Annotated in this window: 12 protein-coding genes and 1 pseudogene; 7 read left to right on the forward strand and 6 right to left on the reverse strand. The window is 58.8% G+C overall.

All coding sequences use genetic code 11. The features are described from left to right. Nucleotides 1–191: 191 nt before the first annotated feature. Nucleotides 192–1,658 carry an aldehyde dehydrogenase family protein gene (locus tag M1D51_RS12515; protein WP_458106726.1) on the reverse strand — a complete coding sequence of 489 codons (1,467 nt, stop codon included), beginning with the start codon at nucleotides 1,656–1,658 and terminating at the stop codon, nucleotides 192–194. A 38-nt stretch (nucleotides 1,659–1,696) separates the two neighbouring features. Next, a complete protein-coding gene (locus tag M1D51_RS12520) occupies nucleotides 1,697–2,749 on the reverse strand; it encodes a zinc-dependent alcohol dehydrogenase family protein (RefSeq protein ID WP_458106727.1) in 1,053 nt (350 codons plus the stop codon). A 671-nt stretch (nucleotides 2,750–3,420) separates the two neighbouring features. On the opposite strand from M1D51_RS12520, the gene M1D51_RS12525 reads away from it, so the two are divergent. Beyond that, nucleotides 3,421–3,603, forward strand: coding sequence for a hypothetical protein (locus M1D51_RS12525; RefSeq protein ID WP_458106728.1), 183 nt, complete (start codon nucleotides 3,421–3,423; stop codon nucleotides 3,601–3,603). Nucleotides 3,604–4,553: 950 nt separating this feature from the next. Here M1D51_RS12525 and M1D51_RS12530 read toward each other — a convergent pair. Together M1D51_RS12530 and M1D51_RS12535 are read right to left on the reverse strand one after the other, a co-directional pair. Then, nucleotides 4,554–4,730: a hypothetical protein gene (locus tag M1D51_RS12530; RefSeq protein WP_458106729.1), complete on the reverse strand. Its 177-nt coding sequence runs from the start codon at nucleotides 4,728–4,730 to the stop codon at nucleotides 4,554–4,556. Nucleotides 4,731–6,681: 1,951 nt separating this feature from the next. Beyond that, a complete protein-coding gene (locus tag M1D51_RS12535) occupies nucleotides 6,682–8,139 on the reverse strand; it encodes an RNA-directed DNA polymerase (protein WP_458106730.1) in 1,458 nt (485 codons plus the stop codon). 1,305 nt (nucleotides 8,140–9,444) lie between these two features. Between M1D51_RS12535 and M1D51_RS12540 the strand changes: the two genes are divergently transcribed. Both M1D51_RS12540 and M1D51_RS12545 read left to right on the forward strand, forming a co-directional pair. Then, nucleotides 9,445–9,687 (forward strand): hypothetical protein, encoded by a 243-nt coding sequence (locus tag M1D51_RS12540; RefSeq protein ID WP_458106731.1) that lies wholly within the window; start codon nucleotides 9,445–9,447, stop codon nucleotides 9,685–9,687. A 333-nt stretch (nucleotides 9,688–10,020) separates the two neighbouring features. Continuing rightward, nucleotides 10,021–10,146, forward strand: coding sequence for a hypothetical protein (locus tag M1D51_RS12545; protein ID WP_458106732.1), 126 nt, complete (start codon nucleotides 10,021–10,023; stop codon nucleotides 10,144–10,146). A gap of 10 nt (nucleotides 10,147–10,156) precedes the next feature. Here M1D51_RS12545 and M1D51_RS12550 read toward each other — a convergent pair whose 3' ends face one another. Continuing rightward, entirely contained in the window at nucleotides 10,157–11,608 is a 1,452-nt protein-coding gene (locus tag M1D51_RS12550; protein ID WP_458106733.1) for a hypothetical protein, read from the reverse strand. Beyond that, nucleotides 11,592–12,584 (reverse strand): hypothetical protein, encoded by a 993-nt coding sequence (locus tag M1D51_RS12555; protein WP_458106734.1) that lies wholly within the window; start codon nucleotides 12,582–12,584, stop codon nucleotides 11,592–11,594. Before M1D51_RS12555 ends, M1D51_RS12550 begins: the two co-directional genes overlap by 17 nt. 662 nt (nucleotides 12,585–13,246) lie before the next feature. Between M1D51_RS12555 and M1D51_RS12560 the strand changes: the two are divergent. From M1D51_RS12560 to M1D51_RS12575, 4 genes and pseudogenes are all read left to right on the forward strand, one after another. Continuing rightward, nucleotides 13,247–13,345: pseudogene (locus M1D51_RS12560) on the forward strand (DUF4236 domain-containing protein); the annotation flags it as partial. 138 nt (nucleotides 13,346–13,483) lie between these two features. Next, the gene (locus M1D51_RS12565) at nucleotides 13,484–16,588 is read left to right on the forward strand and encodes a tellurite resistance TerB family protein (RefSeq protein WP_458109587.1); all 3,105 of its coding nucleotides are present in this window, start codon (nucleotides 13,484–13,486) and stop codon (nucleotides 16,586–16,588) included. Further along, nucleotides 16,585–17,982, forward strand: a complete 1,398-nt coding sequence (locus tag M1D51_RS12570; RefSeq protein ID WP_458106735.1) for an ATP-binding protein — start codon at nucleotides 16,585–16,587, stop codon at nucleotides 17,980–17,982. Before M1D51_RS12565 ends, M1D51_RS12570 begins: the two co-directional genes overlap by 4 nt. Further along, complete coding sequence (locus M1D51_RS12575) at nucleotides 17,954–20,773, forward strand: DEAD/DEAH box helicase (protein ID WP_458106736.1); 2,820 nt, start codon at nucleotides 17,954–17,956, stop codon at nucleotides 20,771–20,773. Before M1D51_RS12570 ends, M1D51_RS12575 begins: the two co-directional genes overlap by 29 nt. Nucleotides 20,774–21,096: the final 323 nt, after the last annotated feature.

A 21,096-nucleotide genomic window follows, 5' to 3' on the forward strand; every position in this document is an offset into this window, starting at 1 on the left:
TTCGTTGATGGACGGTGGGCCTTAAGGCCTCATTGGCAATTTTTGGGCAGGGCCGATCGCCCGCCCTCTTATCGGGCGGGATCGCCTTAAGATGCGTCCAATCGGTGGGAGTGTTCGGCATCCCGAGGGATGCCGATGAAGGATTGCCGGGGAGTCCGACTGTTGAACGGCGGACTCCCCTTAATCGGCGCCTAGTAGGGCAGAACTCCGCGCAAGACAATGCTCTTTATCTGGGTGAACTCCTCGAGCGTGTAGCCGGTTCCCTCGCGGCCGATACCGCTTTTCTTGTAGCCGCCAAAGGCAGCTACATCGGGACGATAGGCGTTGCCGCCATTTACCGAAACTGTGCCAGCCTGGATGCGCACCGCTGCGTCGATAGCGACTGGAAGATTGGTCGTAAAAATCCCGGCATTGAGGCCAAACTTGGAAGCGTTTGTGATCTCAATTGCTTCGTCGACGTTGTCAAATTTCAGGATGGAGAATACCGGCCCGAAAATTTCCTCGTCGGTTGCGATGGCGTTTTCCTTGGAGATTTCCAGAACCGTCGGCTCGAAGTAGGCGTTCTGGCGAGCACCTCCGACACGCACTACTGCTCCTTCGTCGATGGCTGCAGCGACTTGTTGCTCCACCCGCCGGGCGGCTTCCAGGCTGACCAGTGGCCCAACATCAGTGCCTTCGGCCATCTGGTCGCCGACGGAAAGTTTCGAGACTTTGGCGCTCAGTTTGTCCACGAATTCGTTGTACCGGCTTTGGTCCACCATGATCCGTTTGGTGGCGGCGCACACTTGACCGTTGGTGTAAATACGACCCGCAATCGCTTGATCGACTGCGAAATCAACATCGGCATCTTCACAAACAATGAAGGCATCATTGCCACTGAGCTCGAGAAATACACGAACGATGTTGGACCCTGCGTTGGCGGCAATAATGGCTCCGACACGACTGCTGCCGGTAAAGCTGACAGCGGCAATGTCCGGGCTTCTCGACAGGTAGTCCCCGACAACCTCGCCGTACCCTGTAACTATCTGCAGAACGTCACCAGGCACACCTGCCTCATGCAGGATCTCGGTTAGCTTTACAGAGACCAGGGGGTCGTCCTCCGGCGGCTTTACGATGATCGCATTCCCTGCAGCAAGTGCAGCACCGACCTTGTGCGCGTACAGTTCCGCAGGAAAGTTGAACGGCACGATACCGACTATGACGCCCAGGGGTTCCCGGACGGTCAGCATAAGGTCCTTTTCAAAACCCTGCTGAATATCCAAGGGGATGGTCTGGCCGAAGGTTCGCAGCGATTCTTGAGCGAAGCCCTCGAAAATGCGGGCGGTCGTGTCAATCTCGACAACCGCGCCTGCGACAGTTTTGCCGTTTTCTGCGCTGAGCAATTGCACAAGCTCATCTTTTCGTTGCCGGATCAGTGCTACCGCAGCCATCAGAATTTCCACCCGGCGATAGGCTGGGGTCGCTGCCCATGTTTTGGCGCCCCTCTGCGCAGCGTCCAGGGCACGCTGGGCGTCTTCAGGTGTACCGGCGGGCACCTTTCCCAACAGTGAACCATCCGACATGTTGCGGACTTCAATGGTTTCTCCACTGCTGCTCTGCCTCCATTCACCGTCAATGTGCAGGCCGTGCGGCGTTATGGTTTCGATTGAAACTGTCATAGTTCCTCCTCGGTGTAGTCGTGCGATTGTTTGGTTTTCTACCAGCGGTTCAGAACGGTAATCCCTACCGAACTGAAGCCGCCCATGGAGATGATCGATTCGCTTGCGTCGTCGACGCCGATCCTTCGCGTCACCAGCTTCCCGGGCTGCAGGATGCCGCGCTCCATCATGCGAAGGAGCGAGGGAAATCGGGATGCCTGCATGCCCAGCGATCCAATGATGGACAGCTCCTTTTGCACAATGACATCGATGGGCAGGGCAATCTGGCCGGCCTCCTCGGCCCCGGTGAGCCCAATTTGCAGGTGGCGTCCGCGCTTGCGAAGACTGTTGACGGAGTTCTGACAGGTGGCTGGAATACCCAGCGCATCCACGGAGACGTGAGCGCCGCCTTTCGTGAACTCCTTGATCTCCTGCGCGGCGTCGGTAGCGCGAGCATTGATCGTGGCGACAGCGCCCAAGTCTTTGGCAAGTGCCAGAGCATCGTCGTTGACGTCTACGGCCAGCACGTTAGCTCCCATGGCCGAAGCGATCTGTATCGCGGAGAGCCCGATGCCACCGCACCCGTGTACCGCGACCCACTCGCCAGGCTGAACGTGTGCCTGATCAACGACTCCGTGAAAGGCCGTAACGTAGCGGCAGCCCAGACCGGCCACAGATTCAAAGTCCACGTTGTCAGGCACATGCACTACGTTGAAGTCCGCCCGTGGGATTGCGGCATATCGCCCGTAACCACCCCAGAAGTCGACGCCGGACTGAAGCAGGTTGTCGCAGACGTTGGAGTGACCCGCCACGCACTGCTCACACGTCCCGTCTCCCAAACCAAAAGGAACAACTACGCGATCACCAACGTGAAATTTCCTTACATCGCGGCCTACGGCTTCGACAACGCCCGCATACTCGTGGCCCATAACGTGCGGGAGCTCAAGGTCGAGGCCAACCCAGCTCCAATCACCGTTCCACAAATGCCAGTCGCTTCTGCAGATCCCATTGGCTTCAACCCGCAGAATGATCCCGTCATTGGGAACCGTGGGATCGGGCATTTCCAAGACCTGCATGGGCTTCTGGAACTCCGTTACTACAAGGGCTTTCACCAGTACTCCTTAGTGGGGTGTTGCCGACTCAAGCGCGAGGGTAGATCAACTGATCTCCAGCGGTGTCGTGCGTCACATTGAACTTCGACTTAGTCTAGGAAGATGCGTAAGTTTCTTACAGACGAAGTTTAGGAACTCAAACTTCTGTAGAACTGAACGATCTTGGGAGACCACGCCACCGCCGCAGAAAACCTCTGCGATCCGTGCTTAGCGGTCTGAACACCCACCCGGGCAGGTGGATTTCATGGGCCGAGGCCAATGCAATCCCCCGGCTCAAGTAGCCTGCGGGAACAATCCGCCACCCAACGCCGACATGTCGGATGGCTGCTCTCTCCCGCCTCCACCACCTCACGGGGGTGGGAAATTCGTCGACGTCGGAACACTGCAGGGGTGGCTGTGCTGCCAAACACCTGGCCAGCAGTCGGCAAGATAGCGATCCCCGGCACACGCCATAGTGTGGTTCGTGCTCAGCACGGGGATCCGAGGATTCAAGACGCTAGGCCCACCGATTCAGGTTGACTTGCGGGCCTCTGTCGGAGACCTGCCCGACTGCGAGATATCCCGTTGACAAGTCGTCTGGCTGCCATCAGACAGGACGTCGCTCAGCATGGGAAGACCCCACTTCCCCGGTAGCCCCGGCAGCCCCGGAGGCCCCGGCCAAGCGTGCCATCGTGGTGAATATTGGCATCCGGCTGCTGTCGATGAAGCTAGCCAAACAGGCCAAACAATGCCCCGGACCTCAAACCACGGTCATTCAACAGAAGGAGGTCCGCCCGCTCACCGCCTTCACGCATCTGGCCCACAAAGAGCGAGCCCGCAATGACCTCGACAACACGGCGCACCGCGTCGACTGATCGCTCATCTCCGAATTACACATGGTCAGGGTCTCGTCCAATACCTCGTTAACGCATGGAAAGCCGTGCCATTTGAACTGGCGACATGTTGCTATGGTCGCTCACCTGCAATGAACAGTTGCAGGCTGAGGAGGCGCAGGGATGGCTGTGATCGGTCGCAATAAAGGAGATTTAAGTGTGGACACTGTCCGCACCCTCTTTGGCCTGACAAAGCATCGGCCAGCCCGGACTTGTCACGCCAAGAACAAGCCGAAGCGAGACGGCATCTACGCAGTTTCTCGAAGTCATGTCGTGTTAAGCGCACCTACCCATGGAGAGGTGTAGGCCAACAACGACCTACCGGACGAACCAAGAGAGGACCCTCGTAGCCGCAGTTCAGAGCAAGCGGAGGGCCAACCAGCCACGGCCCTGAACCCGCTCCCCCACAACCGAACAGGCGACCCGCGGCGCCAGGCACACCCCGCCGGCCCGTGTCAGAGGGACCTGACCAACCAGAATGTACACACGTTAAAGCAAAAACCCCCTCTGACGAGGGGGTATGCCGTGCCCGAGGTGGGACTCGAACGGGATTCCGAGCCTTGTCATTGCTGGAATCCCGCGGAAACATGCGGAATCCGGGCCAGTCCGGCCGCTGTACGGGCCAGTCCGGGGCCGAAAGTGTGGACATTGTCCACACCTCTTTTTCACCCGCTTGGATGGTCCTCGTGGCGACGTCCTCAAGCGAGGCAGAACACAGGGCTACGCGGGCGGCGACGAGTGCATATTGGTTGACAGAAGTACCGACCGGCATCGAGCAAGACACTCTCATCAGATTCCCTCCTTTCACACATACATGGCGGTTCGATCAGGAGGCCACATGAGGTTGCAGAACGTTCTGAAAGGATTGGCACCGAAGGGTCCCCAAACATCGGTGCCACGCTGGGCTAAGGTTCCTACCAGGCAAGCTCTGTTTATGCAGTAACCACCGCGGCGTTCCGTACTTCTGCGGCGATTTCCTTCAGACGTGCCATGGCGAAATGCGGAGGAACAGCCTCCAACTCAACTGTCTCGGTGAACCCGCCTACTGGCATGAGTTCTTCCGAGAGGTAGGGCGGCAGGCTCAGATCGTCACGCCACCAGGTCAGCATTTTCTGCTCAACGTATACGGCTTCGAAGCCAGTGGCGAAGCACTCGTTACCGAGGACGGTCCATCCGTGCCGTTGGACGTCGCGACTCGGGTGGACCTATTCGAAGCGACCCCGACTTTCATTGCTCCAAGCTGCTCATGGAGGAGCAGGTACGTGTACCCCGGCTTGGCCATGTTGAATCCGTACTCTGCGCACCAGCGGCAACCATGCAGACCATCGCCGAGGACGGAAACGCTCACGCGTGTCACCCGGCCGCAACGGCAAAGGCACTGCCAAGGAGTTTCCATACCGGGATAGGGGACTAAAGGCGTGTAGCCGGCAGCGCGCACCCGGGCTTCGGCCGCTTCAGCGGAGCGACTCTTCTTGGTCTGTCCCTGCGAGAGCCTCCTGCAGACTTCACAACCTCGGCCGCCGGAGGCGACGTTGCCGTAGGTGGGACGGGTCAGGTTTCCGCATCTGAGGCATCGGCACAGCCACTGCCTGTTCGCGCCAGGGAACGGTTCAAGTGGTTGCAGCTGCATCCCCAGCATGGTGCGGACGGCTTGGGGTTCGAACTCCTGGCGACGCTTTAGCCCGTTGTTCCGGGCAGAACACATTCTGCAGCCAGACTTGTTGCTCTTTGTGGCTTCGTAGGTTGGCGCCCCCTGATTGCCGCAGCTGATGCACCGGCATTCCCATGCCTCACGGGGTCCTGGGAAATCGGTTGATGGCATCCACCCGGCTGCGATCATTACCGCTCGGGCGCTCTCCGGTGTGATCCGTTGCCGACCGGAGCAGGTCCGGCACCCCTTGAATTTGCCGATGTTGTGGTAGCTGGGAGTGCTTTCGATACCGCAGTCGACGCAGCGGCAGCGCCACTCCTGATGCGATCCCGGGTACGGTTCCAGGGGTTCCCAACCGGCAGCGCGCATGCCATCAGTTGCCACTACCGCGTTGTTCGCCATCCTGGATGCAATGATCCGCTGAACCCGGAGCGCCTGGATCTCCTCATCGCAGGCACACGACGGCCGACCTGCACCCCGCACCCGGTTCACGTCAGATTCAGTTCGCCACCACATTTTATGTGCTTGGCCCTCCACACGTTGTCGGACCCGGGATACTCTTCAAGCGCCTCGTACCCAAGGGTCAGCAACCGCGCAGCTGCTTCGTCATTCGTGAAGCGTCTGGGCATGTATGATGCTCCTTCAATAGGGGGTGTGCAAGCCACTTTAGAGCCCCAATGAAGTCGGATTCATGTTCGTGTCGTCACAGCTGTGACGATGAAGTGACTAGGCCGCCAAGATTTCAAAACAACCCCGAAATGAACATTCCAAACGCCGTTGGAGGCCAGCAGGGCGGCTCACTCGCTGTTGACGATAAGGACCAGATAACTGTCCCAGTTCGGACGGCGGGCTGATTCGGCTTACTGTCGGCAGTCGACCACCTGGCTCTCGTGACAGACCTCCAGAGTGATGATGGGCGGAACATGCGTCCACCGCGCTCGACACCCCGGTCCGTGCCGCACTTCTGGGAGGTGGTTCCGTAAGAATTGACTGCCTAGTTCTTCCATGCACTGTCCCAAGCAACAGCGATGCTTGTTTTGGTCATACCTCGTCTTCGCAGGCTTAGCCATCCGCGCAAGTGCACCCAGGTTTATACTCGTGGGAACCGTCCGGAGACTGCACTCGGCGCCGTCACGCCGCTCCCAACCTGACGAAATTTTCCGACACGGTCGCAATCCCCCACGTTGATTGGCGACCCCCGTCCCAGCCCCCACTATGAAACGGCACACAGACCACCGCCCGCAGGCACTACCCATAAGGACCTCAATGATGTTCGAGTTGAGTCCGCCTGGTCTCCCTGCAAGACACATCGGCCGACTTTGTGCATCCAAAAGTGCGACGGCAAACGAATGCCCAGCTTCGCCGGGACTCATCGTTGCGCCAAAATTCCGTTAGAGGTGGACGTAAGGCTAGACCACTGAGACAGGGTCGAAATCGTGACTGGACTTCGGGAGCCGCCACTTGCGACTTTCAAGCGCCTTCAACGTCAACCTATGAATCCCCGAACGACCCAAGAGTCGTTTGACATCCTGTTGACTCGCCTCCGCGGCGACCATACCGAGAGCCAAAGCCCGCTGAATGTGCGGGTCAGATTCTGTGTTGGAGCGCTTGGCCAAAATCGCCCGAGCTGCGGGAGGGTCGCTAGCACTCAGTCGCTGTGCGGCGAGACTCACTTGCTGGAGACTTTGGCTCTGCGCCAACCAAGCGTGAAGTATCTTGGTCATGCTCGGTGGCAGATTGTCTGATGAGAATGCCATTGCGTACTGTGGTGCCACCCAATCCACTGAGGACCACTCCGACTCCTCGAATTTTACGAACCACTTTTCTAGCGCTGACTTTGCTCCACGGTTGTTGCGTATTGCTACGGCAAAGTAGCGGCCCAGGGTGTCTGCAATGTGAGGCAACTGGTGCGCAATGTTCCGCCACTCCAGATAACGATCGGTCATGTTGTGTGAGCGTAGCGCCTTAAGAATCATCGCACCCTCACCCCTGCCAATTCCTTTGGGGTTCTTTAGGAGCCGCTGTTCTGCTTGCTCGAGGGGTTTGAGGTCCAGCCGAGGTTCATCCTCAAAATCGGCCTCGACCGTGTAATCCGGCAAAAGGAGGCTCTTTAGCTCCAGTTGATCGGGAGATTCGGTTTTGAGAAGGGCATGCGACTTCTTCCCATCAGTCAAGTGCGTTTTTGCAGTGTTGATCTCTAGGCCCGCCCGGCGCATCGCTGCCTGTATGTCGATAATGAGCCTGTAGACGTCCTGCAGCTTCTCCGACTCGAGGCTGATGTCGTCCATCCAGCGCCGGACTGAGGACACTCGCCCCTCAGATAGAGCCGCCATAATCGTGTCGTCCACATGGCTGACTGCTAGATTCGCAAGATAGGAGGACGCGTAGCAGCGCTGCGGCAGCCCCCTACGCTCAGAAAGCTGTCTGTGAGCATCTAGAATCTCCTCGACGGCATCCGTTGCCGCCGTGCGCCCCACCTTTGATCGAATGTCGCCCGTCAAAGTGTCGATATCAGTTGAAGCAAAGAATGATGTGATGTCCGTCTGCAGCGCCCAACGGGCCTTTCTAACCACGCCTACAGATTCATCGTAGAATAGCCGCTCCTCGGTCGTATTGGAGGGCTCGCCATTCCTCAACCTCCAGCCATACACCCAATCCGGTAGATCGCCATGCAAACGTTTGGCAAGTTGGGATGCGGCGGCCGTATAAACAAGTTTGCTCGCCGGGTCTATAACCACTCCGGGACGGACGCCTGTAAAGGATTTAGGAACAGTAAGCAAGTGGAAAGCTGGTGTAACGTCGAATGAGAAACGTCCCGACGATACTTTGTTAAATCCTAAATCAGTACCAACATCGATTTCACTCATCAATGCTGGATCATGCTCAGGCCATCCCCACGGATCCCTGTACCAGTCACCGTAGGCTTCAAGCACAAGGAGGCGTGCAGCTCCTTGAAGATCAAAGATCCCAGAAACAGTTCCTCCCTTCCCTTTCACAACTTTCCCTTCCCACTTCTCAGAGTTGGCTCCGTATCGAGAAGTACGGGTCCCACAAGCCCATTAACCTGAATTGCACTTGACATCATTGGTTTCTCGGAGCCTCGTCCAAACATGAAAAAGAGACCATGGGATTCTTTTGCCATCAAACTCACTCCAGCTCTCTTGAAGGACCGAGGTTACCGTACCGCAAGTGGTTGACTCGCTGCTGCATTTGTAAAGGAGTCGAGCGCCAAATGCCCCGGCAATGGTCAACATTACCTGGATCCGAGACTTAGGGCCTGAGTGGCGCTCCCAATTTTTCGTCAGCTCCACATTCCGCAACTCTGCTGACGAACATGGCGAACTCAACAGGCTCAGGACGCGGTCGCTGGTCTGCTGCTCGGTGTACTACCGCACCGCATCTTGCCGAACGCGCGATGCAGCCAACACTAATACGTCCTCCGAGCGGACTGTGTATCCAGGGCACTTCTGACAAGAATTTAGTGACTTTCAAGAAGCGTTGAGCCATGCACGATCTGACTCGAGTTGTACAGGCTTCACGAGCATTGCGTCGAGCGACTATGCCGGAGAATCATTCCCCCGTTCACGTCGATTTCTAGAAAGGCCGCTCGCCGTGCGCGACCATGGAAGTACGTTGTCGGATCGAAGCCGGCCCGGGCGTCAGTCAGTGCACAATGCCAAGTCGCCACGATATCCCACATACGATGCGCATGCCCTCGCGGCGTTGGACACGAGGCCGCTAAGTTCAGAAACCGAGACGCTCTCGACAGAGGAAAAACAAAACGCAGTTTCGACGATGCCTGTGGGCAGTGTCATCCACAGGATTAGGAGCTTGCCAGCCTTTCCCAGGGCCAGCGTTCACTCGCGAGCGGCATTCCGGGACACAGCGAAGGAGACGCCCTGGCTCTCGTTGGTAGTCATCTCGGCCAGCAACGCGCTGCCTCCATCTCACGGGCTGAGCCAGACGACCGCTCACAAGCGGAGCCCGGTTGCTGATCCCGTATCCATCGCACTACGAGATCGATCAAGAGGACAATCAGGGATCCTGCCTCCCCCCTGCCTGCGCCCTGTTAGTAGTAGCGACTCATTACAGCCACCCGACACGAGCTCCCGTAAGCTGGGTCCCCCCCTCACATACAACGGCCCCTTAAAATTGACGAAAGCAGGCAAAGCATGCGAGATCGAACAAAAAGGTTAAAGTCAGTGGGGATATCGGTGCTTTCAGCGCTAGCTACCTCTGCGCAGGAGGTTTTGGGACGTGATGCCGCACTGAAATCGCTGAAAATAGATATCCAGACGAACGAATACAAAGAAGTTATCGGAAAGCTCGCGTACTCGATCGTGGAGCTACAAGGGGAAATCGTGGAGCTGCGAGCCGAAATCGCCGAGCTACGCGGCGAGATAGGAACTAGGTAAGTGCAGGTCCTGTCTTCACTGCAATTCAACACACTTGGGCCCTGACGAGTTGTGGTCCTAATGAGAGGAGCAACTTCGAACCGGTGGTTGGAGATCGAATGCACTGAAGCGTTGAATCGGGCTCATCCCCCACCGCCAGGCCCTGTCATCCGAACGCGGAAAGGGTTTGCGCCTGTGGCAGAACCTTGAATGTCATCGCGTATTAGCCGGGCCGTCTTTATGTCGGACCGTACTGGGCGTTAAGGCCCCTTCTGAAGAAAGAAAGACCCACAGCTATTGCGCGCTAAGCCGTCAAACGGGCACCGGACTTCCCGCGACGACGAGCCTCGAAAAATGACCGTAGCCTTGGCCTTCTTCACAGATGATGAAATTGTCGTGTGCGGGGACGGCGACGTGATCACCGAGGGCAAGATGCTCCGTGGGAGCATCTTTACTGGCTTGGGTCGTGAGACTTTCTGAGCGCAGCAGATCAGTCGAGGAAATACGCGAGAATCTTTTCACTAGAGTCCAGAATTTCGTCTGCAGACACACCAAGTCCTCGGGCGAGCGCACCTGATCCTATAAGGGCGATCTCCACGTCCGGCGAGAAGGCCCGTTCGACTAGTCGGAGATAGGCGGCCATGCCCTGCTCTAGTGTCACTATGAGTTCCTGGTACTCGATCGCAAGCTGCTCGTCGAGCACTTGCTGCTCGAGGAAGTATCGTTCGATCAGTTCGGCCTCCCGTCTTGATAGAGACGATGAGAGGGCCCTGTACATCAGGATTCCGACCGTGTTGCCAATGATGGCGCCGAGGACGGGAACAGGGATGAACGCCTGACCGACAAATGAGGACAGTGCGCTAACTGCAGCCTCAAGGGAGACCAGCTGTGAGTTCTCGATAAACTTCTGCTCGTCGATTTCGCCCCTGCGGAGCTTGTTCGCCTGTTCTGCGATACCGAAGGTAGCGGTGACAATGGAGCTGGCGACTGCGGCGGATGTGGCGGTGAAGTTGGTCAGTGCGTAGACGCTAATGCCCCTAGCTCCGCCCTTAATCGTGCCAAAGCCCGTTTCGCCTGCGATATTGAGCCAGTCTTGCTCACTGAAATCGCGAAGCCGTTTGCCCTGCCGGAGCTTCGCGACAACGGCCAGCATGAAAGCAGTCCCACCCTCGATTGCGGCTGCTGTAAGTGTGACCGTTGCTGCTTCTTGAAGATCCGGCCGGCTCTCTTGGTAGGACGTGTCACGGAGGGACTGGTCGGTGGAAAGCAGGGATTCTTGCTCCGCCGCCATGGTCGACTTGTAGACGTTCCGCTGTACCTCGCGATACTTCAGCGTCGAGGGTTCCAGAGATTCAATGCCGATCGATCCGTCCCTAAAGAACGACTCGATCCGCTGCCAGTCCTTGAAGGACGGTCCGCTACCGCTGCGCGACAGGAGCTCGCCCGCCTCCTCGGGCGGCATGGAGTACAGCTTCTGGATCACCTCGAAATGATCACCAGGGATCTGGTACTTGCCGCCGTTCTGCACGTAGTCGGGATACTTTTGGAGGTGCTCAGCGATTGCCCCTAGCGAGAATCGGCCGCCGGCAGAGACGAACTTCTGCTGGATATCGATACCGTTGCGCAGCAGGTCCACTGGTCCGTTGTCGTTCACCCACTGGTAAACGGACTCCTGCCCGAGAATCAGTTTTCGTGCATTCCCTATACCCACTTCGGCGATTTCCGCGATAAAGCCGTGCATGCCGCGCAGTCCACCGCGATTGGCAGTGACCACCTCCAGTTCGATCTTCCTGATGGCTTCATCGATGCTTCCGAGTGCCTTCAGGAGGTTCTCGTCCTGATGCCGCAAGGAACTGAGTAGCTCGTCTATGCGGAGTTGATTGAGATAGTTCACCCAGGAAGCAACCGCCTGCTCCTGGTTACTCCTAACGAACTCCGCCATACTCTTCATCACCCGTGCCGCGCTCGATGCGCTTCCCCAGCAGGGCCGCGCACGATTTGGTGTTGTTTACCAAGACGCCCAGCTTCTTCTGTTGGGACTCGGAGAGCGAAAGGAAGTCCGCTCCAAAGCACACCAGCGCTTCGCCGTAGCCCTTCAAGAGTTCTTCGCGAATCGTTGTTGTCTTCTGGAGGAGGTCCCCGATTCGGGCTTGATCGGCTTTGACCAAGGCGGTGTTGTGTTTCACGTCAGTAAGCGCCGCCTGCCTTGCTTCTCGATTATCGAACTTCTTCTTTGCGAACAACGCGATTGACGTGAGGAGGGATGCTCCTGCGACGGTCCATCCTATGGGGCCGGCCAGTGCCAGCAGAGCTCCGCCTGCGGCAGTGCCTCCACCACCCGCTGCCAAGGCGCCGCCTCCAAGCCAGGCAAGAGCGGCCTTGCTCGCAACTGCGCCGGAAAGCGTGGAGATCGCGGTGCCAGTCGAGGCAGTTCCGAAGGTGGTCGCCACCCACATTGCGGCTGTCGGCGCCACGCTGGCGATCGCAGCTCCCGCAGCAAACCCGGCGCCGGCGCCGGCGGCGGACTTCCGTGCTGCTTCGAGTTCCTGCCTTGCTAGCTCTTCCGCGTCCAGGAACTCGGCTTTGTTGAACTCGATTTCTTCAAAGGAGGCCTCGAATGACTTTGGGGTGTTGGCGATGCTATTCACCAGCAGTTCGACGAGCTCGATCAAGTCTGTCGATCTCTCCCGCTGACGCAGGAGGGCAAGTCCTTCGTCGTTCATCGCAGTGAAGGCAACGTTGTACTCGGCTATGGCCTCCTCATATTGGTCCGGCATCCTTGCCGTCAATTTGTCGACCCCGTCTCTGGCGGCAAGCTTGACATTGTCAGCCTGCTCGATGAGCTGCGTCGAGGCGGTCCGCCAGACCCTCCCAATTCCATTTTTGGGATTGCTTGTATCGAAGTGGTCAACCACCATTTCCCCCTAAATTGATGTGCGTCTTGTCTACCAGGAAAAGAGTATCGACTCCGAGTGACAAGATTGGACGTGCCGCCTGCCGACCCGTTCACTTTCGAATGCGCTGCCGTCGACCTTGATAAAGCGGGCAGCGCATTTTGGCAAGTAGGCACGTCTAGCAGACGCTCTGTCCCCGCTCCGGGCTACGGCAAGTGGACAGGTGTGCCGTCCGGTGTCTCCAGGATGGAGAAAGCAAACTATCCGGGCCGAGCGCAAGGACAGCCGTCGTAGCTTGATCACGGAGGGGCATCATTTTGCAGGTGCTGTGGCGGACCTAGTGCGCACTGTCGTATTTACATGACAGTACTTCAACAGGCCGTAAGACTGTACCTAGGTGCCATTCACGTGGGACATTGCGACTCCCAGGCACAGATATTGCGAAAGCCCTTAGCGCGCGACTTTCAAAGGCTAGGCTCTGAGCTTGCGTTGGCTCCTAAGACCGGAAGCTCCAGTTGAATCCGTAGCGCCGGAGCAGGAGACGCTGTTGACTTGCGTAATTCCGGGCGAGCTGTTTGACACATCAGCGACACGTTCGTGTTCCGTTGAAGGATCAACACACGCTGCTGCAACAATGTCACTCATTGATTCGATTGACTGCCGGCTGAATGCCGGGTGTGGGGGTAATGGTGGGTTTTTACGTTCGGAAGAGCCTGAAGGCAGGTCCGTTCAGGTTTAATCTGAGCAAGTCCGGGCTCGGCGTCAGCGCCGGTGTTCCAGGATTTCGCGTTGGTTCCGGTCCTCGTGGCAACTATGTACGCATGGGCGCCAGCGGTATCTATTATCAGGCTTCTGTCGGTGGCACGAAGCAGGCCGGACAATCTTTCGGGCCCCCCATCCTTCCAGTTTCAGCATCGCCGGATGTGGTCTTTGAGGACCAACGGGGTGCCAGCGTCCAAGCGCTTGCTCCTACATCGTCGGATGACCTCGTACAGCAGCTGAACGAGGCCGGAAAACGTAAACCACTGACTCGCTGGGTCGTCATCGCGGTCGTATTACTGGGCTTGATCACGATGCCTTTTGGCTTGCTTGTGTGGCTGCTCGGTATTCCTGCCATCTGGTGGGTTGTTCAGCGGGACCGCGCCAAACGGTCCGTAGTAATCTTCTATGACGTCAATGACGGGCATGCCCGCCAATTTGAGGCGCTTCTCGACGCTGGAAGTATCTTGGGGCAATCCCAAAAAATCTGGCGCATAAATGAGGCCGGGGCGTTGCAGTCCGGGCACCAACAAAAGGTCAACGCAGGCGCTTCATCCCTGGTTGGACGTTCCACCGCTGGCTTCAGCCTCACCGGCCCGCGGGAGCTGGTGACGAACATTGCCGTACCCGGCATAACTGCCGATAAGACGTCAATGTATTTCCTGCCGGACCGGATCCTCCTCTCGCAAAACGGCGCCTTTGCGGACGTCACTTATGACTCGCTGCGTATACGTCAGCGGTTGACCAACTTCATCGAATCCCCCGGCGCGACTCCTTCGGACGCGGTCCAGGTTGGATCTACGTGGCAGTACGTCAACAAAAAGGGCGGTCCGGACCGTCGGTTCAAGAACAATCCGGTACTGCCCATCATGAAGTACACGGAGCTGGAGCTCGAAAACACCAACGGCTTCAGATGGACCCTGCAAGTATCCAGCGCCGAGGCGGCATCTCGATTCGCCAGCGAACTGAAATCAGCTGCAGACAACGAAGTCTCCATTCCCAGCCATGCACCCGCCGCTCCAGCGGCACCTCAGCCAAATATCACTCCGTCACCTGCGGTAAACGCCCTCACCCCAGCACCCCAGGCTCAACCCAAGCCAGCGAATCACCCGGCACCGGCCGTGGCGGTTCAGCGCAAGGCACGGTGGTATGGGCCGGAAGAGTCCCTGGATCTCGGCAATGGCGTCCGCATCCCAGGCATGATCTACGCCGGTCAGGAACTCACGTCCCCGCGAGGAGGCACAGAGCCGTCCCTGATCAACCCCACGCTACGGGTCGACTCCCGCAACCCGGACTGGGCAGGCCAATGCCTGAACTACTGGCCCTCCTATGCCGACATCACGCCAGCCGGGCGAGCCGCATACCTCTCATGGTTGGCCCAAGGCCGCCGCCTTCCAGATACGCCGATCGGTTACGTTTTTCTCTTCATGTACGGGCTTGAACGCCGCGTCCTCGTCGACATCGCCAAGCAACCAGAGCTGGCTTCCGAGCTGAGCGGCATCAGGGCGGAGATGTTGGCGCTGCTTGAGGTATACGAGGACTCAAGTGGGTCCTTCCGATCGTACGCATCCCGCTTTGTCGACGTCATCGACTTCATGATGCTGGAGGCTGAGGACGGCTCCCCCAAGGTCCCGGCCCTGACAGAATCACGGTGGGACGTACCCCTAGCTCTCCGAGCCCACCTTGGCTCCTTCGCCGCCGATGGCAAGCCCATCCCTGCCGACTGGGCGATGGCATGGGGATGGTTCCACCCTGAAGTCGCCGTCCGCACACCTGCAACCCGCTGCCCCGAAGAATTCACACAACTGTTCCGCGTCCGCTACCAACAACGATTCGGCGACGGATTCACCGTCCGGCCCGGCGCATCGAGAGTGCAGCTCAGCTACACAACAGCCAACTCCCAAATCGGCGGCGCCACCATGGCCATGGGAGAAATCGCCGATGTCTTCAACCAGCGTGCACCACAAAAGAAGCTCTCAGCCTTATTCGACGACGTCACCGCAGAACTGGACCCATACAGTCGCTGGCTAGGCCGCAACACCGACAAAACAGAAACCCTTGCGGCAGCAGCACTCCTGCCGAGGGACCTACTCGTCGACGCGGAAGGTCCGGTAGGTGCCTTCCGAAGCTGGGTGACACAAAAACTCGCAGAACACCGAAGCGTGGAAATGACAGGTCAGGACCTCTTCGAACACTGGCCCCCTAACAACGGGGAGAAACTCTCCAAGCCCGAAGCGGTTAACCTTGCGACACTCCTCGACGGCTTCGCCATCGGGCTCGAACCCGACGTACGTTTCGGCGGCACTGCCATCACTCCCGAACTCCCCGTCGTCCTCTTTCACACGGAGCCCGGAAGCCCCCACTCTCCAACACCGTCGTATAGCACTGCCCTGACCATGACGCACCTCGCCGCCGCGGTAATTGCGGCCGACGGCGACATCTCACCCGCGGAACTGGACCACCTGACTGCCCACATCGAATCTTCCCTGCAACTGACTTCGGCCGAACGCACTCGGCTCCACGCACATCTTCAGTGGCTCGGGGCATCAGAGGTGAAGCTCACCGGACTGACAAAACGGCTCAGCACACTCACCACAACGCAGAAAGCAGCTCTGGGGGACATGCTGGTGACCGTCGCAGCCGCTGACGGACAGATCGCGCCGAGTGAAGTCAGTACGCTCCAGAAGATCTACAAACTTCTCGACTTGGACACCGCCGTCGTCACCAGCCGCCTCCACGCAGCCATGTCCGCGCCGAACCCAGCCGCAGCGGGGCCGGTTACCGTGCGTCAGGCAGGAAAACCTGATCCAGGCGTTCCCGTCCCCGCGCCCCTACCGCTGACTCAGGATGCGCCGGCGGCCAGCACGTACCTCCTCGACTCAACAATGATCCAAGCTAAGATGGCCGAAACCGCGGAAGTCTCCGCGCTTCTGGGTGACATCTTCAGCGAGGACGATCCGGCCTCTCACGAACCAACGGCCCATCCAGCCGCCCTACCAAGCCCAACCGTCTCGGCGCCAAGTGACCAGCCCAGCGCAACCATCGGGGACCTGGATGCATCGCACTCCAACCTCGTCCGCGCACTTGCCGGCGTCACCCAATTCCCATGGGCCGACTTCGAAGACCTGTCCGCACGCCATGGCTTACTACCGCAAGGCGCCATGGACGCCGTCAACGAAGCCGCGTTGGACGCCGCCGACGAGCCGCTGCTGGAAGGCGACGAAACCCTCACCATCAACCCGACCGCACTGCAGGAGCTCCTGAGATGACCCTTTCACCTCAAACCACCATCCGACCACGCGAACGTGACGCGCTCCTGCAATCCCTGCGCGCCGGCGTCGTTCCCAGAATGGGCCAACAACACGTACAGGTGGGCCGGGTCAACGAAGTCAAAGCACTCCTGTCCGATATCAACAGAATTAAAGACGGCGGCTCGGGCAGCCGTTTCATCATCGGAGACTACGGCTCCGGTAAGACGTTCTTTCTACACGTCGTGCGATCAATCGCTCTGCAGCAAAAGCTCGTCACCGTCCACGCCGATCTCTCCCCTGACCGGCGCCTTCACGCAACCGGCGGCCAAGCCCGCAGTCTCTACGCCGAACTCATGCGGAACATGGCCACACGAGCCAAACCCGACGGCGGCGCCATGTCCAGCGTCGTTGAGCGATTCGTTTCGCAGGCCCTGACGGAATCCCGGGACACCGGCTCACCTGTCGAGAGCATTATCCGCAGGAGCCTGTCTGAACTCTCCGAGCTCACCGGCGGCTACGACTTCGCCGAAGTCATCGCCAAATACTGGCAAGGACACGACACCGGCAACGAACAACTCAAGTCCGATGCTGTTCGGTGGCTGCGAGGCGAATTCGCCACCCGTACCGACGCTCGAGCAGCCCTTGGCGTCCGAACAATCATCGATGACTCCAACTTCTACGACCAGCTCAAGCTTCTCGCACGCTTTGTCCGCCTGGCTGGCTTCGGGGGGATCCTCGTCTGCCTCGACGAGATGGTCAACCTTTACAAGCTGGCCAACACACAAGCTCGAAACTCCAACTACGAACAGATCCTCCGGATACTCAACGACTCCACCCAAGGCAGCGCAGCAAGCCTTGGTTTCCTCTTCGGCGGAACACCCGACTTCCTATTGGACCCCCGCCGCGGCCTCTACTCTTACTCCGCGTTGCAATCACGCCTGGAAGAAAATAGTTACGCTGTCGACGGACTGGTGGACTACTCCGGACCCGTCCTGCGCCTGGCCAGCCTGACGCCGGAAGACTTCTACGTCCTGCTGACCAAACTCCGGCACGTTCAGGCCGCCGGAGACGAATCGGCCTACCTGATCAGCGACGAAGGCATCACCCAGTACATGAACCACTGCGCTCAGCGCATCGGCGACGCGTACTTCCGAACACCCCGAAACACGATCAAAGGCTTCCTCGACCTGCTGGCGGTGCTAGAACAGAACCCAGACCGCGCCTGGGAGGACCTCGTGACGGGCATCAACATCCAACGGGAGTCCAACCCGGACCTAGCTCCGTTGGCTCCCACCACGGACCCTTCTTCTGCACCCACCCGAACCCGCGGTTTACTCACTGACCAGGACCCAGCCGACGACCGCCCCACAACGAACGACACCGATGACGAGCTTTCAGTCTTCAAGCTCTAGGGCGTCAGAAGCCCACACAGCGTTTAATCGGCTCCATCGAAGTGTCCAGTCGTGGATTTGGGAACAGAAATGGGAACATCTGCGCCCTGCCCAGGCCGAAGCCATCGACCCCATCCTCCGCGGCGACACCGACGTCATCATCAGTGCAGCTACCGCCTCAGGCAAAACCGAAGCGGCCTGGCTACCAATCTTGTCGTCCCTAGCCGCCGCTCGGGACAACGAAACGCTGGCGCGTGGCGTGAAGGCACTCTACATATCCCCGTTGAAGGCCCTGATCAACGATCAATACGGCAGGCTCGAATCCCTGGCCGAAAAAGTGGACATGCCGATTCATCGCCGACACGGAGACGTAGGCGACAGCGCCCGCCGCGCCCTCAAAGAAGCACCCGACGGACTCCTGCTCATTACCCCGGAGTCCCTGGAAGCGATGTTTGTTATCCAAGGGACTCGCCTCCCGGTCATGCTCAGCGGGCTGCAGTACATCGTGATCGACGAACTACACTCCTTCATCGGCACTGAACGCGGAGCGCAGCTGCAATCGCTGCTGCACCGGGTCGAACTGGCAATCCGCCGACGAGTCCCCCGCATCGGGCTCTCCGCCACCCTCTCCGACCCCTCAATAGCCGCGCGCTTCCTCAGGCCAGGCAACGAAGAAAATGTCCACGTGATCGGAGGCCACAACGATGACACGGCGGAGCTCCGCATGCAGCTACGCGGGTACATCACCAGCGGGGGCGGTGTGTCCGACGGCGACGATCCCGCGGAGGTTGAACCGGACAAGCTGGCGATCGCTGACCACCTTTTTCGAAACCTGCGCGGACAGGACAACCTGGTCTTCGCCAATTCGCGTGCCAGTGTCGAAACCTACGCCGACCTCCTACAAGGGATCAGCGACCGTGCGCGGGTCGTGAACGAGTTCTTTCCGCACCACGGCAACCTGTCCAAGGACTTCCGCGAAAACGTGGAGTCCCGGCTACGGGCTGCCGGGCCACCAACGACGGCCGTCTGTACCTCCACCCTCGAGATGGGCATCGATATAGGTTCCGCCGACGCCGTGGCCCAACTCGGCGCTCCGGGTAGTGTTTCCGCGCTGCGCCAACGTCTGGGAAGGTCAGGTCGGCGTGGCAAACCGGCTACTCTTCGCATCTACGTCTCGGAACGGCCAGTCGATCATCGGACACCTCCCGTCGACCAGCTCCGTGCGAAGCTGTTCGAAACGGTCGCCACCGTCGAGCTGCTGCTCGAGAAGTGGTACGAGCCACCCAATACAGATGGTCTTCACCTCTCCACGCTGATTCAACAGATCCTGTCCGTAATCGCCCAACATGGAGGCGCTACGGCGGCCGAGCTCTACAGTGCCCTTTGCAAAGAGGGCCCCTTCAGCCATGTTGATCAATCCATGTTCATCCAGTTGCTGCGCAGCTTGGGGAACAAAGACATCATCTTGCAGTCATCCGATGGCACCCTGTTGGCCGGAGCCAAGGGGGAACGGCTCATCAACCACTACAGCTTCTACAGTGCCTTCCACACGGCCGAGGAGTACCGGCTCGTCTCCTCAGGCCGCACGCTCGGATCAATCCCCATTGACCAACCGCTTGTGGAAGGCGGCCTCCTGATCTTCGCCGGATGTCGGTGGCGCATCCTTGACGTCGACGTCGCGGGCAAAGTCATCAACCTGACCAAGGCCGGAGGCGGCCGGCCCCCGTCCTTCTCGGGTAGCGGCATCCTGGTTGCCGATGGCATACGTCAACGGATGAAGCATCTCTACGAAACTCGGGACGTACCTATTTACCTCGACGAAGCAGCGCGAGCGCTCTTCCAGGAAGGCCGAGCTGCCTACGACAGGCTTGGCCTCCGAGAGAGCCCTCTCATCACATGGGGCGATGACACCATTCTGTTCCCTTGGGCCGGTGACCGGACAATGAACACACTCCATGTCCTTTTCAGCAGCGAAAACTATGAGTCAACCCTCGACGGTGTAGGGATGACGCTCCGTAAGACAACACGCGCGCAAGCAGCTACCGCCCTCAACTATCTGGCTGCTCTACCCTCGCCCAATCCATCTGAGCTAGCGAGCAACGTCATCGTCAAAGAGCGCGACAAGCATGATCTTTACCTTGACGACCAACTACTCACGCACTCCTACGCGGCCGCAGCGCTCGACGTCGAGACAGCATGGCCACTCATCAAAACATTGGCCGAGGCAACCACCAAATTTGCGGAAGACCTGACAAACTACCAACCCAAATCAGCCGTCACGACGAACACCGAGCCCATGCTTGAACTAGCTGACGCCGGACCATATGCCGTCATCGACGTCGAAACAACCGGGTTCTCACCGCAACGAGACCGCATCGTCGAAATTGCCATCGTGCATGTCAACGAACAAGGCACCGTTCAGGGCACTTGGTCAACCCTGGTCGACCCCGAGCAATCAACCGGCCCTAGCCAGGTCCACGGAATCACTGATCACGACGTCCGCAACGCCCCACGATTCGTAGACATACTCCCTCACATCCAGCAACAGCTAGCCGGACGAACTGTGGTCGCACACAACGCGGCCTTCGACCTGGGATTCCTCAGGACGGAGTTCCAGCGAGCGGGAATGACGATCCCAAACTGGCCTCTTCTCTGCACGATGCAACTAACGAAGAGCTACTACCCTGGCGAGAGCGCCTCCCTGGCCGACACCTGCAAACGGCTCAGTGTCGAGCCGGTAAAGCGCACACGGCAGCCGCCGACGCCCTCGCAGCGGCTGGAGTACTTTCCTCGTACATTGCCAAAGACATAAACGTCTCCGCTCGGCCTACCCCAACAATGTCATCTACCGCTGACATCCCCGAGCATCGCCGATAACGGTGCATATTCTGCCCTACGCGCGCACAGGCTGACTCAAGACCTCCGGTGTGTCCGGGTCACGCATCAAAACGTTGACGGGCATGCGGAGTTTCTCGGTTCCGGTCGCGGACTCATCCTGGGGGACTTCAACAGCAACACCGCTTGGGATAACGAAACCCCGGAAGGAACCACTCCGTGCTCGTCGACATGCTGGAGAATCTGGGCATCGACAGCTCCTTTCACCGCCAAAAAGTTTGTCCACAGGGCATAGAGAAC

Source organism: Arthrobacter sp. R3-55, from assembly GCF_054161505.1.

Excerpts from the sequence above, each read along its gene's own strand:
- M1D51_RS12515 (WP_458106726.1), bottom strand. The coding sequence starts at position 1,658 with ATGACAGTTTCAATCGAAACCATAACGCCGCACGGCCTGCACATTGAC.
- M1D51_RS12530 (WP_458106729.1), bottom strand. The coding sequence starts at position 4,730 with ATGCTGACCTGGTGGCGTGACGATCTGAGCCTGCCGCCCTACCTCTCG.
- M1D51_RS12535 (WP_458106730.1), bottom strand. The coding sequence starts at position 8,139 with ATGAGTGAAATCGATGTTGGTACTGATTTAGGATTTAACAAAGTATCG.
- M1D51_RS12540 (WP_458106731.1), top strand. The coding sequence starts at position 9,445 with ATGCGAGATCGAACAAAAAGGTTAAAGTCAGTGGGGATATCGGTGCTT.
- M1D51_RS12545 (WP_458106732.1), top strand. The coding sequence starts at position 10,021 with ATGACCGTAGCCTTGGCCTTCTTCACAGATGATGAAATTGTCGTGTGC.
- M1D51_RS12550 (WP_458106733.1), bottom strand. The coding sequence starts at position 11,608 with ATGGCGGAGTTCGTTAGGAGTAACCAGGAGCAGGCGGTTGCTTCCTGG.
- M1D51_RS12555 (WP_458106734.1), bottom strand. The coding sequence starts at position 12,584 with ATGGTGGTTGACCACTTCGATACAAGCAATCCCAAAAATGGAATTGGG.
- M1D51_RS12570 (WP_458106735.1), top strand. The coding sequence starts at position 16,585 with ATGACCCTTTCACCTCAAACCACCATCCGACCACGCGAACGTGACGCG.
- M1D51_RS12575 (WP_458106736.1), top strand. The coding sequence starts at position 17,954 with ATGACGAGCTTTCAGTCTTCAAGCTCTAGGGCGTCAGAAGCCCACACA.